Consider the following 14,819-nt stretch of genomic DNA (forward strand, 5'->3'; position numbering starts at 1 on the left):
TTAAAGCAAACCTCGCCTAATACTCAAAATGGTATTGTGCTTAATTTTACACCTTGCTACCCCTTAACGCAGTCAGCAGAGGATATAAACGCAGCTCGTTACGCCGATGATTATTTAAATCAATGGTATATGAAACCAATAATGGATGGCCAATACCCAGAAATTATAAAACAGCTTCCTAGCAATCAGCAGCCTGAAATCCACCCAGGCGATATGGACATAATTTCACAATCTATTGATTACTTAGGCATTAATTTTTATACGCGCCAAGTATACAAAGCGCACCCTAGCGATATATACGAGCCACTTGCTCCACAAGGCCCTTTAACCGACATGGGCTGGGAAATTTACCCGCAGTCGTTTAGCGATTTACTTGTAACGCTTAACAACACCTACACCTTACCGCCTATTTATATAACCGAGAACGGCGCGGCTATGCCCGACACCATAAAAAATGGCGAGGTAAACGATGTAGATCGCGTAAACTATTATCATAGCCACTTAAATGCCGTTCACGATGCCACAGCCCAAGGGGTTAATATTATTGGTTACTTTGCGTGGAGCTTAATGGATAATTTTGAATGGGCTGAGGGCTATTTAAAACGCTTTGGTATTGTTTACGTTGATTATAAAACTCAGCAACGTACTATAAAAGCCAGTGGCCAAGCTTATAAAAGCTTGATACAAAGCCGCAAATAGCCAATAAAAGCTATTCGATTAATCGCATAAATAAAAATCAAAAAGCGAGAACCTAACATCATGATAAGTGTAAAAGAAAAAATAGCCTATGGCCTTGGCGATACGGCAAGTAATATTATTTTTCAAACAGTTATGATGTTTTTAATGCTTTACTACACAGATGTAGTAGGGCTTTCTCCTGCGGTGGTAGGCTCCATGTTTTTAGTGGTTAGATTGTTTGATGCCATCACCGACCCAGTGATGGGCAACTTAGCCGATAAAACCCAGTCGCGCTTTGGCCATTTTAGGCCCTATTTATTGTGGCTTGCCCTGCCCTTTGCGCTTATTAGTATTTTAGCTTTTACCACGCCAGAGCTTGAAGGCACTGATAAAATTATTTACGCCTTTACTACCTACACCTTGCTTATGGTGGCGTATACCGCCATAAATATTCCTTATTGCGCATTAGGTGGCGTGCTCACTAACGATGTAAAAGAGCGTGTTAGCGTGCAATCGTATCGTTTTGTGTTTGGTATGTTAGGCGGCGTTATTGTTGCGGGCTGTACAATGCCAATGGTTGAATACTTTGGCCAAGGCGATAATGCCAAAGGCTACCAATACACCATGACAGCAATGAGCTTGCTTGGCTTAGTGTTATTTTTACTGTGTTTTTTTGGTACCAAAGAGCGCGTAGAGCAACCGCCTGAGCAAAACCTGTCGTTGTTTAAAAGTTTAAACACCTTGATTAAAAACGATCAATGGCGAGTCCTGTGCGCTGCCGCGCTATTTTTACTCACTGGCCAAGTATTACGTTTAACCTTAGGTGTTTATTACGTTAAATACTATTTAGGGCAAGAAAATTTAATTACCTCCTTTATGACCCTAGGAGTGGTTGCCAGTATGGTTGGGTGTGCGTGTGCTCAGCCGTTGGCTAAGCGATTTTGTAAAATAAAAGCCTATATTAGTTTGCAGTTAATCGCTGCGGGCATATGTATTGCGAGCTATTTTATCTCCCCTGATAATATTACCTTGGCATTTGCCGCCTTTATTTTGTGGAAGTTTTTTTTAGATATGGCCACCCCGCTACTGTGGGCAAAAATGGCCGACACCATAGACTACGGGCACCACAAAACTGGGGTAAGAATTACTGGCCTAGTATATTCGGGCGTTATATTTTTTATAAAAATGGGTGTGGCGTTAGGCGGTGCAATTGCAGGCTGGCTTCTCTCTTTTTATAATTACCAAGCGCAAACAATGCAGAGCCTTGATACGCAACAGGGTATTTTATTATCGTTTACTATTATACCGGCGTTTGGTTCTTTGTTTGTTGCATTTATTATGCGTAAATACACGCTCAATAACGCACAGTTAGCCTCTATACAGGCATCGCTAAAAACTAGTGCTAGTTAACATTTGGTGGGTACGGTATTATTTGCCCGCCAAAATAAAGGATATAAGTGAGTTAACAATAACATGGCCACAATTTATGAAGTGTCGGAGCTTGCTGGCGTATCGTTAGCTACAGTGTCACGGGTAATGAATAAAAACACCCGCGTAAGTGAAAAAACCACTAAAAAAGTACTCGATGCAATGCAGCAGCTGGGCTATAAGCCCAACTCTATTGCGCAATCGCTTGCCTCTAACAGAACCAACAGCGTGGGTATTTTGGTCTCAGAGCTTCATGGTCCTTTCTTTGCTCAAATGATGGCGGGCATCGAGTCAGCCCTGCGCGCTGCGGGTAAGCACGTTATTATTACCACCGGTCACAGTGAAGACGATAAAGAAAAAGACGGCATTGAATTTTTAATTAGCCGCAAATGCGATGCGCTAATTTTACATGTAGAGTCAGTCAGTGATGACTACCTAATTGAGCTAAGTAAAGGTAAAACCCCTATTTACCTTATTAACCGATACGTACATTCACTTGAAAGTAACTGCATTAGCCTAGATAACGAACTCGGCGGCTACTTAGCCAGTAAATCTATTGTTGAACAAGGCCACACAAATATAGCTTATATCGCGGGGCCGCAAGTTAAAGCCGATGCCAGAAACCGTTTAAAAGGACATAAAAAAGCGTTGCACGAAAAAAACATCCCCTTTAATGAGGCGCTGTTTTACGAAGGTGATTTTAACGAAATTGGCGGCAGCAAAGGCCTTGAAAAACTTCTCAATACACGTATTCCGTTTAGTGCTTTAGTGTGTGCCAACGATGAAATGGCATCAGGTGCTATGAAATACGCCCGAGAGCATGGCTTTAATTTACCAAACGATTTGTCTGTTATTGGCTTTGATAACGTTATATTTGCCAATTACCTCTACCCTACACTTACCACCATAGATAACCCAGTAGAAGAAATGGGTGAAATGGCTGCAAAAATGGTGCTACAAGATGTGTATCAGTATAAAAACTTACACATAAACCGCGTGTTTGAACCCACCCTTATAAAACGTGATTCAACCCAAACACTGCCAAAATAACGCATAAAAAAACGGCGCTATATTAAGCGCCGTTTTTTATTAAACCCCAGTAACTTATTTTGCTATCCACGGGGTTACTTTAACTACGTTTTCTATATCACCAAGCAGATTTACATCATCTTCCCAGTTATCCTGTACTGCAAAGTAGCAGATTGATTTTTCGCACTGTATATGTGGGTTATTAAAGGTCACAGGCTCTTTAAATGTTACAGCAACGCCTTTTTGCTCAGGCAATAAAAACCACATAAGCTTACTAACAAAAAAGCCCGATAAATCGGTTAAAAGTTCATCTAACTCGTTATTAATTGTGTACAACGAATCTTTAGTTAAGCTAAGCCCTTCAAATTCGCTGGCCTCAATTTGCAGTTTTAACTGACAATCGTGATCAGGGTTTTGTGGCTCTACAACAATAACGGCTTTATCCGTATCGAGCTGCTTATCAAACGGTAAAAGTAACTGTGCTTTATCGGTAAAGTTGAGCGGGTATTCGTTATTTTCAGTTAAAATTGTGCCGCTTTTAATAGCACATGCCTCGTTTGTGGCAATATCGCTAATGTAAAAGTTAACCCGTGCATACTGAAAGTCGCCCTTGTTAACCACTTTTAATCTATCGTAAAAGCCATCGTACGACATAACAAACTCTTTGGCATTGACGGTACTTGCCGCCAAACTTAATAAAATGAGTATGGCGTTAATATTTATGAGTCGTTTTTTATTCATCAAAGTAAGCTCTGTTTTGGTTAATCATGGTGTTTAGCTCTTCTATGTAGGCCTCGCCGCGCTCTGAGTACGACATTAAACCATGCGTTAGTGCCGTTGCTGCAATGGGCTTTTGCTGTTGTCGTAAATCTTCGCGTATCAGGCGTAAATCTTTGTAGGCATTATGCGTGTTTATATTTCTAAAATACGAGCTTACTGCTGCGCGTACCGACTTAAATGCAGCAACTTCGTGCGCCGCTCCACTATTGCGGCGTCTTGGCACCATACCGCACCCTTTTGAATAACACCATTGGCCAAAAAAGTTAAGCCCTATGCGTGCAAAGCGCGATGTACCCCACGCCGACTCATTCGCCGCTTGCATTAGCGCAAGCTCTTTAGGAATAATATCAACACGGCGCAGCGCTTGGCTTAAAATTAGAGTGTTTACTGTTTCAGGTAAGCCATAGGCTTTTAAAATATTAACGATGTCGCGCTGTTGTTTTTTCTCGAGCGGTTCGTTGTATTCAAGCATCATACGCGCAATTTCTAACTTAGCGCGTTGCTGTAATATTTTTTTATTTTCAGCCTCAACATGTGGGCGAATAAAATCAAAAAATGCCTGTTTTTTCTCTTTTACATCAGCAAATTCAGAAAATTTAGGTAAGGTAACATTGTGCAGGGGTTTTTCTTTTTTCTTTACTGTTTTAGGTTGTTCACCTGTGGTTTGTTCTTCAACCTCTTGCTCATTACTTTGCATAAACGGATATGCAAGCGCCCATAAAAAAAATACGCTTAGTAACAGCTTTAAAATGGTTTTTAGCATGTAGTCTCTCTTTCAAACAACAATTATGCATGGGTAATACACACACATACGAAACCCCATTATACCTAAGCCACTATATAAACGCGAATAACTCCCTGTGTGTAACCCTTTAAGGGCCGCGCTTTGCTAAAAAATGCTAAAGTGGCTGCTTGCGATAAATATATTATCCACCAGCTCAGGTTATGTACTTGTTCATTCGCAATTTATTAGGGCATGGGTATACTGAGCTTATACCGTGTATAACAATGTTTTGTGAGTAAGCAGTATGGATAAGCAATGGCAAAGCCGAATAATAGAACAGTATAAAAATCGTCCTAACGATAATCGCTCCCCCTGGCAGGTAGACCGCTCTCGTATAATTCATGCCGCAGCTTTTAGGCGCTTACAAGCAAAAACCCAAATTATGGGGATAGGCTTAAACGACTTTTATCGCACACGCTTAACGCATTCTTTGGAGGTATCGCAAATTGGTACCGGCATATTACGGCATTTAAAAGCACAGCACAGCGATTTTGAACACTTCCCCTCTACCGGTTTATTAGAAACCTTATGTTTAGCCCACGATATAGGCCATCCCCCGTTTGGCCATGGCGGCGAAATTGCCTTAAATTATATGATGCGTGAGCACGGTGGATTTGAAGGCAACGCACAAACATTGCGTATAGTCGCTAAACTTGAGCCTTACTCTAACGGCCACGGCATGAACCTAACGCGCCGCACGTTGCTTGGCTTTATTAAATATCCCGCATTTATAGACGATTTATGGCACACCATTCCGAAGGTAAATAACACACGCTCATTTATAAAAGCAGATGATTGGCGCCCCGCTAAAGGCTTATACAAAGACGATGCACAAATATTTAAATGGATCATTGCCCCTTTAAGCGACAACGACAAAGCGCTATTAACTAGCCATGCACCAATAGATCAGTACCGTGCAAAAACCCGTTATAAATCGTTAGATAGCGCCATAATGGAACATGCCGATGACATAGCATATGCAGTGCACGACCTAGAAGATGCCATAGCCACTAAAGTGCTCACACTAGATGATTGGCAAACACACGCATTACCCCACTTAAACGCGCTTAATTACGATTGGTTAAACACTAAATTAGACTCGCTTACCCAACGCTTATTTTCAAAAAACGATTTTGAGCGTAAAGACGCCATTGGCGAGCTGGTAAATATGTTTATTATTCATATTCATTTAGATGTTCAGCATGGTGATTTTGAGTGCCCTATTTTAAAGTACACTGCAAAGCTAGACCCACAGTACGAGCACGTTTTACAAATACTCAAGCATTTTGTATTTAATCGCTTAATACGCGACCCTGAAATGCAGCAAATAGAGTTTAAAGGTCAAAACTTACTGATTGAATTATTTACCGCTTTTGCCAGTGACCCTCTGCGTTTATTACCCGAAACAACGCAAGCGCTTTATCTAGACGCTGAAAAACAAAACCAAGGGATGCGCATAATATGCGACTACCTAAGCGGCATGAGCGATGAGTACGCCTATAAAACCTATCAGCGTTTATTCTCACCAGTACAATAAAAAGCCAAGAGCACATCCTGCTAAGCGTTTGGTTAAAGGAAGAGCCTGTGTAAGGGGTTATTGCAAATAAATAGGCGTGAGCAAAAGCCGTTATCGAGTCCACTCGGTTACAAACCTTGCGCCGCAGTTAAATAACCTCTTGTTTGCAAAAATTTTTCCTGCAAAATCTAGCAGGTCCTTGTATATTTAATAAACTATAAAAATAAGAGCATTGACTATGAACACACCACACACTTTTAACTCCTTTAAAGCGTTTTACCCGTATTACTTAAAAGAGCACCGCAATGTAACCTGCAGAAGACTTCACTTTATTGGCAGCACGCTGGTACTTGCTGTCATCTTTATTGCATTAATCAAGCAGCAATATAGCTTGCTGTGGTTATTACCGATTATTGGCTACGGATTTGCTTGGATTGGGCATTTCTTTTTTGAAAAAAACCGCCCCGCCACTTTTAAGCACCCCCTTTATAGCTTATGGGGAGATTGGGTCATGTTTAAAGATATACTTACCGGTAAAATAAAATTTTAATTTTTATATTATTTTATTATAAAAATCACTCGCAACCTTTTTAAACGCTATACAAATTCCAGCTTAAATAATCTGCTCTTTATATGTTAATTTATTTAACATATAAAAGGTGGGTTATACACTTAATTTAAAAAAACACTGAGTAACAGCCGTTATTAAAGGCGTACACACTGCTCTTACCTGTTAACTAAAAGTAAACCTCATTATTGCCAATTATTTTAAGCTCCATCAGTTACTTACAAAACCTAGCCTATTTATAGCTTTTACCTCATTTAGTTTTATTAATTAAACCTTGTAACTATATATCCTTTAATTTTAATTGAATGTTATTCAATTGACTCATTTTGTTAATGCGGTTTATGTTCTCAAAGCAGCTCCATTAAAAAGTAGCGGCTGTAAAAACAAAAATTTTTAAATCAATGGGTGATCAGATGAGGATTAACAACATGAATAAAAGCCTACCGTTTAGGTTAAATAACTTAAAAGTGAGTACAGCAGTGGCTGTGGGTGCATCGCTTTCGCTATTTGGTGCGTTTAGTGCACACGCGGCACAGCAAACACCTCAAGCACAAGAAGATATAGAGCAAATTAGCGTTATAGGCTCACGCCGTTTAGGGCGCACAGTTGAAGACAGCGCCGTACCTATTGATATTATTGGCGCTGAGGCGCTTACCAGTTCAGGCCTTACTGAAACAAACGCGCTACTGAGCAATTTGTTACCAAGTTTTAACTTTCCACAGGCATCGCTTACCGATGGCAGCGACCATGTACGCCCTGCACAACTACGTGGTTTAGCACCCGATCATACCTTAGTGCTGGTTAATGGGAAGCGTCGTCATAGTAGCGCACTGCTTAATTTAAATGGTTCAACGGGCCGTGGCTCATCTTCTGTAGATTTAAATGCAATACCAGCTAATGCTATTGAACGCATTGAAGTTTTACGTGATGGCGCTGCGGCGCAATACGGCTCTGATGCTATAGCGGGTGTGATTAATATTGTACTTAAAAGCGCAAGCAGCGGCGGCTCCCTTGCTGCTATTTATGGGGCTAATATCACCGAGATGGATGGTGTGCCTCAGCTTGAATCGGTATCTGAGGGTAGCGATGGCAACCTAGCATTTACCGAAGGCGGCGATCGCTCTTTAACCGATGGGCAAACGCTCACTTTGCAAGGTAATATTGGTTTAGAGCTTGGTGATAATGGCTTTTTAAACATTTCGACTGAATACCGCGACCGCCACTCAACTAACCGTGCCGATTACGATCAACGCGAAAACTACGACCGATTAGAAGATGGCTCGCTCGACCCCCGCGAGTTTACAGTTAACCGTTATAACCATAACTTTGGTAATGGGGATGTAGAAGACCTATCGGTTTTTTATAATGCAGGTTATCAATTAACAAACGATATCGATTTATATTCGTTTGGCTCTTACAGCAAACGTGAAGGTGAAGGCGCTGGTTTTTATAGACGCGCAAGCGATAGCCGTAATATAGAAGAAATATACCCCGACGGTTTTTTACCTGTGATCACCTCAGATATAAACGACTACTCACTCGCGTTAGGTGTTAAAGGCTTTATAAGTGATTGGAACTACGATGTATCGGCTGTGTATGGTGAAGATGCATTTGAATTTGGTGTAACCAATAGTTTAAATACCTCATACGGCCCAACAAGCCAAACACGCTTTGATGCAGGTACGCTGACATACGATCAACTTACTTTAAATGTTGATTTAAGCCGCGAAGTGGATGTCAGCTTTTTAGAAAGCGCGGTAAGTGTTGCCATTGGGGCTGAGTACCGCACAGAAGGCTATCAAATAGAAGCTGGCGAAGAAGCCTCATACGCACAAGGCTCATTTGGCCCAGGTGGCGTAGTCACAGGCGAAGATGGCCCATTTGGTGCAGCAGGTGCGCAAGTATTTCCAGGCTTTACCCCCGAATCAGAAGGTGACAACAGCCGCCATAATGTAAGCTTTTACATAGACTTAGAAACCTACCTGACAGATGATTGGAATATAGCTGTGGCAGCCCGTTATGAGGATTACTCAGATTTTGGCGATACACTTAACGGCAAAATTGCAACGCGCTATTCGTTAACCGAAGATTTAGCCATACGCGCTTCAGCCTCAACAGGATTTAGAGCACCTTCATTACAACAGCAATATTTTACTTCGGTTGCTACCGTATTTGTTGATAGCGTTCCGACCGAAACCGGCACCTTTGCACCAAGCAGCGATGTAGCCAAAGCGCTTGGCTCACCGGGCCTTGATGCCGAAGAAGCCACTAACTACGGGGTTGGCTTTACTTGGTCTACCGATTTTAATTTCAGCTTATCGGTTGATTACTATCAAATACTAATTGATGACCGTATTGTTTTATCTAACAATTTATCGGGCGCAGCAATAGAAGAGTTACTAGCAGGTACGGGCGCTAACCAAGGCCGCTTTTTCTTAAACGCTATAGATAGTAAAACGCGTGGTGTTGATGTGGTTGCCTCGTACAACTTAATCACCGATGGCTATGGCGATATTGCCTTTAACTTAGGCTATAACTACGGCAAAAATGAAGTCACTGATATTATTGACCCGCCCGCTGAACTACAAGGTGCTGGGTTTGATCAAGACAACTTGTTCTCAGGTACAGAGCTGCGCCGCTTTGAAGTAAGCACCCCGCGCAATAAATACAATTTAAGTGCTACATGGACCCATGATGCGCTGCGTACCACACTTAGAACTACGCGTTATGGTGAAACCCAAGACCCTTCATCAACGCCTGAGCTAAACGAGGTATTAAAGCCTAAGTGGATCACTGATTTAGATGTAGCCTATGCCGCTACCGATAACCTAACGCTTAGTTTAGGTGCCAATAACATTTTTGATGTATACCCAGATCCTACCCGCGAAAATGTAGAAGAAGTCTCTACTTTTTCTCGCTTGTTTGCTTATTCGAGCTTTTCGCCTTACGGATTTAATGGCCGTTACGTGTATGGCAAAATAGAAATGAAGTTTTAAGCGCTATACATTTCAAAAAGTACTCAAAAACACAAAAGCCACCTAGTCGGTGGCTTTTTACTGCGAACTGCTCAAATCAATTAGATTTTAGTTAACCAGCCGTGTTTGTCTTCACTTTTACCCCATTGAATATCGTTCAATGCTTGGCGTAATCGCGCTGTTGTAGGACCTGGCTCGCCACTGCCTACTTTGTATTCTTTATCGTTATGAATAAACGTGCCTACCGGCGTTAACACCGCAGCAGTGCCTGAAAGCGCAGCTTCTGTGCCTGGCTTTGCAGCACGCTCTAAAAGCTCGGTAACGCTAAAGTTACGCTCGCTTACTGTCATGCCTAAGTCTTTTGCAATGGTTAAAATGCTATTACGGGTTACGCCATGTAAAAACGTGCTATCAAGCGCTTTGGTAATAATTTCGTTACCATCAATAAGAATAAAGTTAGCTGCACCTGTTTCTTGTACGTCGCCGCCAGGGCAAAACAAGATTTGATCGGCTTGGTATTTTTCGCGTGCTGCGCTAATTGGTGCAAGTGCACTGGCGTAGTTACCGCCACTTTTTACCATGCCCATGTGCGGGGCACAGCGCATGCCATCTTCTTCAAGTAATACACGCAGTGCAGTAGCGCCGCCGGTAAAGTAATCGCCAACTGGCGATAAAAGTGTATATAACAACGAGCTCATTGACGGTGCAGCCGCTTTACCAATGGCAGCCTCTGTTCCTATGTGAGTTGGGCGAATGTACATAGAGCCTGGTGGTAATGGCGTTTCATCAGCATACTCTTTAACAATCTCGATAATCATGTCTTTTAGCATTTGACCGTCAAAGCTTGGTAAGCTTAATAACGCAGAGCTTTGCTGCATACGCGCAATGTTTGCATCTATTCTAAAAATATAAATAGAGCCATCTTCGTGGCGAAAAGCTTTTAAGCCTTCAAAACACGTGCTTGAATAATGAAGGACGTGCGCGCCCGCATGAAGTTCAAGTTTATCGGAAGGGACGATTGAGCTTTCGCTCCATTGGTTATCAGAAAAACGAGCTTGAATCATCTGCGGCATAAACACGGTACCGAATGCGGCCATTTTAATCTCTCTTGTGTGGTCTATTTTTCTCCATTGTATGACATTCATGCATCATTTAACCATAGCAAAACTGAGGCTTTTTTAATTATCAAAAAGAAATTTTTGCAACTGCTGTTTATAAATTGGCCATATTGCTAAGCACATACAAAAAAGCCGATTAATGCACCTTCATTAATCGGCTTTTTAAAGGCACATTATTTATTTAAACGAGTACCTAATTTATTTAAACGAGTACCTAATAATACGTTTTAATACCGAGCTGTACTGTTTATAAAAACCACCTGTATGATAATCAATACCGTGTTTTTGCATAACGGCTTGCACTTGCGGGGCCACTTCTTGATAGCGAGAGGACGGCATATCAGGAAATAAGTGATGCTCAATTTGGCAACTTAAATGCCCAGTTAAAACATGAAACCAGTGCGGGCCTTTAATATTTGATGAGCCTAAAACTTGGCGATAGTACCACTGCCCTTGCGTTTCGTTTATGCAGTCTTCTTCTTTAAAGGTTTCGGTGTCCTCGGTAAAGTGGCCACAAAAAATAATGGTTGAGGTCCATAAATTACGGATTAAATTTGCCAGTAAGTTGCCTGCTAATACCCATAAAAACAAAGGGCCTGCCAATAAAGGAAATATCACATAATCTTTTATTAATTGGCGCGCACCTTTACTAAAAAAGCGCTGTTTTAGGGTAGAATGCGATACACCCCCTTCGCGGTTTTCTTTCTTTTTACCTATAAACACACGTTCCGCTGCCAGTTCGTGATACGACACACCCCACTGAAACAGCACACTTAAATTTATATATGTAATAAACTGCCACACATTTTTTAAGCGCCATTTAAAATCATTGCTTAAACGTAATAACCCATAACCAAAGTCTCTGTCTTTACCAATAATATTAGTGTAGGTGTGGTGCTCAAAGTTATGAACGCGATGCCAACTTTGACCATCGCAAGCAATATCCCATTCGTAGTGTTGCGAGTTAAGCTGCTTGTCGTTCATCCAATCGTATTGGCCGTGCATAACATTGTGGCCAATTTCCATGTTGTCTAAAATTTTTGCCAGCGCTAATAACAGTACACCCGCAACCCATAAAAGTGGCTGAATAAAGCCCAGCATAAGTAAAATACGGCCACTCCACTCACATAGCCGCTGCTTTTTAACAACCGAGCGAATGTAGTTTGCATCTTGTTGCCCGACTTTGCCTAGCGTATCCATTTTTATGCTATCTAAATCGTGGGCTAACTGATCAAAGTTTATGTTTTTCATAGCTGTAACTCCAAGTCGCTAACAGGTTGACTTACACACAGTTGAATTAACTGCTCGCCGTTATCACTCAACTCACCAGTTTTTAAATTACGCACCACGCCTGACTTTTTAATGCACTGGCACTGGTGGCAAATACCAATGCCACACCCGCGTTTAACCGGTAATTGTTTTGCTTCAAACTGTGCTAACAATGCGTTATTAGCATTTACGACATGAGCGCTGCTATTAATCTGTACGTTAAACAGGCTGTCGTCATTTTGGCTTGGCAGCGTTAAACCAAATGCCTCTTGGTAGTAATTTAAATGGTGTTTTTTAGCAAAGTCACACACCATTTTCATAAAGTTTGCAGGCCCACAGCAGTATATATCTGGGTTTTCCCATACATTTACATGGCGAGTAATATCATCTGATTGCTCGCGTGTGAGCAGTAAAAACGAAAAATGCGAAAACTGGTTTGCTAATGCGCTTAGCTCGTCTACACATTGGTGTGCAGCAGCTTTGGCATAATATATCAGCGATACTTTTTGTGTGGTATGTTTTAAATGCTCACTAATCATGGCAAGCATAGGTGTAATACCCGAGCCGCCCGCTATAAACGTTGCATTGTTTTGGGTGTTTTTATAAACAAAGTCGCCACTAGGTGCTGAAATATTGCACCACTCACCGACTCGTAAAGCACTACTTAAAAGGCTTGTAAAACGCCCTTGCTCATTAGTTTTAATTAATAAACGCACCAACCCCGTTTTTTTAAATTGCTCAGGGCTTGAGGCAACCGTAAACACACGTGTTAATAAACGCCCGTTTATTTCTACCGTTAAACTAATATGTTGGCCAGCAATGTGTGCCTGCCAGTGCTGAGTAGGCTTTAAGGTAATACTTAAAAAATCACCATTGTGCTGCGTCAGCTCTTCTATTTTTGCTCTATAAAGACCAGCACGCCACGCAGGCTTAACCATTTGCATAATGGGCTCAATGTAGCCTGCAAAGCTTTGATGGTGTAAAAACCACTTCGAAAATTGGTCTAATACTTTAGTAATCATCACTATTAATCTCTTGGATATTAAATATTGAATTTGAACTTACATGTGTACGCTCAAACTTCAGCGCACAAGTGTACGCCCAAAAAAATTAATTTCAATAGTATTAGAGTAAATATTCAGTTTTTTTAGCGCAATTTTTACGCAGCTCTCTAATTTAAAACGCTGTACTAAAGCCTCAATTAAGGTGTAATAAATAGCTGTTTAAAATATTAAAACCAGCCATACAGCACTTCGGGTAAACTCTTTATGATTGAAATATATATAGTTTTTATTAAAGCGCTACATTTAGCAAAATCATCAGCAACATGCTAATGTAGGTATTACTTGCTTATTTATTGGACAGGGATATGACTGCGTTTATACCTACAAAAACGATTGCTAAAACATTATCAACGGCGTTTATAGCTGTACTCGTTTCAACGCCGGTGGCAGCTGTAGATTACAAAGCCCTTGATGTATTACCGCTCAATGTAAAGGCCGTCAGCGTGACTAAAGGGGTAACTATCCCCTGGGCTATTGAGCCGTTAAGTAATGGTGATTTACTTATAACCGAGCGAAGCGGCACACTTTATTTACTGCCTAAAAACTCAGCTAACTTAACTAAGCTCTCGGGTTTGCCAAAAATTGATGCCAACGGGCAAGGCGGTTTACTAGATTTAGCCCTACATAGCGACGCAAACGATAGCCAATGGCTTTACATAACTTACTCAAGTACCCACGGCGCTAAAAGTGGCAGTAATACAGCCCTAATGCGCGCCAAGCTTAGTGACGATCGCACTGAACTTTTAAGCACACAATTACTATACAAAGGTGAGCATAACAGCACAAAAGGCCAGCACTACGGAAGCCGTATTGTGTTTGATAACCAAGGGTATGTTTACTTTTCGATTGGCGATCGCGGCTCGCGCGATAAAAACCCACAAGACTTAACCCGTGATGGTGGTAAAATTTATCGCTTACACGATGATGGCCGTATTCCTAAAGATAACCCGTTTGTAAATCAAAAAAGCGTTAAACACGCTATTTGGTCTTACGGACACCGTAACCCGCAAGGCATGTGGTTTGATAACCAAAATAATATTTTATGGTCTCACGAACACGGCCCACGTGGCGGCGATGAGCTAAACATAATTAAAGCGGGCGCTAATTATGGCTGGCCGGTGGTTAGTTATGGAGTTAATTACAGCGGTACGTCGTTTACCGACATACAAGAAAAAGACGGCATGCAATCGCCCGTACTGCATTGGACCCCCTCCATTGCCCCTTCTGACATGTTATTGGTTAGCAGCGATAAGTACCCGCAATTAAAAGGTAAGCTTTTGCTATCGTCTATGAAGTTTTCGTTTTTAAGTGCACTGGAAATATCTAACAAAGGTGTTTCAAAGCAATATAAAATTTTAGAAGGAATAGGCCGCGTTCGCAGCTTAGCACAAGGCAGTGATGGCTATATTTACTTAGGCATTGACGGACAAGGAATTAAACGCCTTGAGCCTGAGCTATAAAACCGTTAGTAACCGCAGCATAGCAAATAATGCGTTTACCTTGTTTTTATATAACAAGGTAAACGCCCTCCGGCTAAAAGAACTATTTAGCTCTTTGTAGCGTATGGTAATGCTAGGGCGTGTTGATCTTTGATGGTTGAATTTGCAGCA

Annotated in this window: 12 protein-coding genes; 7 read left to right on the forward strand and 5 right to left on the reverse strand. The window is 41.4% G+C overall.

Going from position 1 to position 14,819, the window contains the following annotated elements; all coding sequences use genetic code 11:
* From B2R65_RS15355 to B2R65_RS15365, 3 genes are all read left to right on the forward strand, one after another.
* On the forward strand, positions 1–699 hold a 699-nt coding region (locus B2R65_RS15355), incomplete at its 5' end, for a family 1 glycosylhydrolase (protein WP_286744136.1).
* Positions 700–759: 60 nt separating this feature from the next.
* Positions 760–2,088 (forward strand): glycoside-pentoside-hexuronide (GPH):cation symporter, encoded by a 1,329-nt coding sequence (locus B2R65_RS15360; protein WP_286744138.1) that lies wholly within the window; start codon positions 760–762, stop codon positions 2,086–2,088.
* 63 nt (positions 2,089–2,151) lie between these two features.
* Positions 2,152–3,156, forward strand: coding sequence for a LacI family DNA-binding transcriptional regulator (locus B2R65_RS15365; protein WP_024033435.1), 1,005 nt, complete (start codon positions 2,152–2,154; stop codon positions 3,154–3,156).
* Positions 3,157–3,210: 54 nt separating this feature from the next.
* Here B2R65_RS15365 and B2R65_RS15370 read toward each other — a convergent pair whose 3' ends face one another.
* Entirely contained in the window at positions 3,211–3,876 is a 666-nt protein-coding gene (locus tag B2R65_RS15370; protein WP_031289865.1) for a DUF2987 domain-containing protein, read from the reverse strand.
* Positions 3,869–4,678 carry a glucosaminidase domain-containing protein gene (locus B2R65_RS15375; protein WP_256850276.1) on the reverse strand — a complete coding sequence of 270 codons (810 nt, stop codon included), beginning with the start codon at positions 4,676–4,678 and terminating at the stop codon, positions 3,869–3,871. The genes B2R65_RS15370 and B2R65_RS15375 overlap by 8 nt, the downstream gene beginning before the upstream one ends.
* A gap of 265 nt (positions 4,679–4,943) precedes the next feature.
* Between B2R65_RS15375 and B2R65_RS15380 the strand changes: the two genes are divergently transcribed.
* The 3 genes from B2R65_RS15380 (at position 4,944) to B2R65_RS15390 (ending at position 9,779) form a co-directional block, all read left to right on the forward strand.
* Positions 4,944–6,236: an anti-phage deoxyguanosine triphosphatase gene (locus B2R65_RS15380; RefSeq protein ID WP_286744142.1), complete on the forward strand. Its 1,293-nt coding sequence runs from the start codon at positions 4,944–4,946 to the stop codon at positions 6,234–6,236.
* Positions 6,237–6,453: 217 nt separating this feature from the next.
* Positions 6,454–6,765 carry an Mpo1-like protein gene (locus B2R65_RS15385; RefSeq protein WP_273604528.1) on the forward strand — a complete coding sequence of 104 codons (312 nt, stop codon included), beginning with the start codon at positions 6,454–6,456 and terminating at the stop codon, positions 6,763–6,765.
* Positions 6,766–7,211: 446 nt separating this feature from the next.
* Positions 7,212–9,779 carry a TonB-dependent receptor plug domain-containing protein gene (locus B2R65_RS15390; RefSeq protein WP_286744146.1) on the forward strand — a complete coding sequence of 856 codons (2,568 nt, stop codon included), beginning with the start codon at positions 7,212–7,214 and terminating at the stop codon, positions 9,777–9,779.
* An 80-nt stretch (positions 9,780–9,859) separates the two neighbouring features.
* Here B2R65_RS15390 and B2R65_RS15395 read toward each other — a convergent pair whose 3' ends face one another.
* The 3 genes from B2R65_RS15395 to B2R65_RS15405 form a co-directional block, all read right to left on the reverse strand.
* Positions 9,860–10,903, reverse strand: coding sequence for a branched-chain amino acid aminotransferase (locus B2R65_RS15395; RefSeq protein ID WP_083901793.1), 1,044 nt, complete (start codon positions 10,901–10,903; stop codon positions 9,860–9,862).
* Positions 10,904–11,074: 171 nt separating this feature from the next.
* Complete coding sequence (locus tag B2R65_RS15400) at positions 11,075–12,127, reverse strand: fatty acid desaturase family protein (RefSeq protein ID WP_286744148.1); 1,053 nt, start codon at positions 12,125–12,127, stop codon at positions 11,075–11,077.
* Positions 12,124–13,167: a flavin reductase family protein gene (locus B2R65_RS15405; RefSeq protein WP_286744150.1), complete on the reverse strand. Its 1,044-nt coding sequence runs from the start codon at positions 13,165–13,167 to the stop codon at positions 12,124–12,126. Before B2R65_RS15405 ends, B2R65_RS15400 begins: the two co-directional genes overlap by 4 nt.
* A 347-nt stretch (positions 13,168–13,514) precedes the next feature.
* Between B2R65_RS15405 and B2R65_RS15410 the strand changes: the two genes are divergently transcribed.
* Positions 13,515–14,669 carry a PQQ-dependent sugar dehydrogenase gene (locus B2R65_RS15410; RefSeq protein ID WP_286744151.1) on the forward strand — a complete coding sequence of 385 codons (1,155 nt, stop codon included), beginning with the start codon at positions 13,515–13,517 and terminating at the stop codon, positions 14,667–14,669.
* Positions 14,670–14,819 lie beyond the last annotated feature (150 nt).

Source organism: Pseudoalteromonas sp. UBA2102, from assembly GCF_002331165.1.
GTDB lineage: Bacteria > Pseudomonadota > Gammaproteobacteria > Enterobacterales > Alteromonadaceae > Pseudoalteromonas > Pseudoalteromonas atlantica.

Coding starts and splice junctions, on each gene's coding strand:
- B2R65_RS15390 (WP_286744146.1), top strand. CDS start 7,212: ATGAATAAAAGCCTACCGTTTAGGTTAAATAACTTAAAAGTGAGTACA.
- B2R65_RS15360 (WP_286744138.1), top strand. CDS start 760: ATGATAAGTGTAAAAGAAAAAATAGCCTATGGCCTTGGCGATACGGCA.
- B2R65_RS15385 (WP_273604528.1), top strand. CDS start 6,454: ATGAACACACCACACACTTTTAACTCCTTTAAAGCGTTTTACCCGTAT.
- B2R65_RS15370 (WP_031289865.1), bottom strand. CDS start 3,876: ATGAATAAAAAACGACTCATAAATATTAACGCCATACTCATTTTATTA.
- B2R65_RS15410 (WP_286744151.1), top strand. CDS start 13,515: ATGACTGCGTTTATACCTACAAAAACGATTGCTAAAACATTATCAACG.
- B2R65_RS15365 (WP_024033435.1), top strand. CDS start 2,152: ATGGCCACAATTTATGAAGTGTCGGAGCTTGCTGGCGTATCGTTAGCT.
- B2R65_RS15375 (WP_256850276.1), bottom strand. CDS start 4,678: ATGCTAAAAACCATTTTAAAGCTGTTACTAAGCGTATTTTTTTTATGG.
- B2R65_RS15380 (WP_286744142.1), top strand. CDS start 4,944: ATGGATAAGCAATGGCAAAGCCGAATAATAGAACAGTATAAAAATCGT.
- B2R65_RS15395 (WP_083901793.1), bottom strand. CDS start 10,903: ATGAATGTCATACAATGGAGAAAAATAGACCACACAAGAGAGATTAAA.
- B2R65_RS15400 (WP_286744148.1), bottom strand. CDS start 12,127: ATGAAAAACATAAACTTTGATCAGTTAGCCCACGATTTAGATAGCATA.
- B2R65_RS15405 (WP_286744150.1), bottom strand. CDS start 13,167: ATGATTACTAAAGTATTAGACCAATTTTCGAAGTGGTTTTTACACCAT.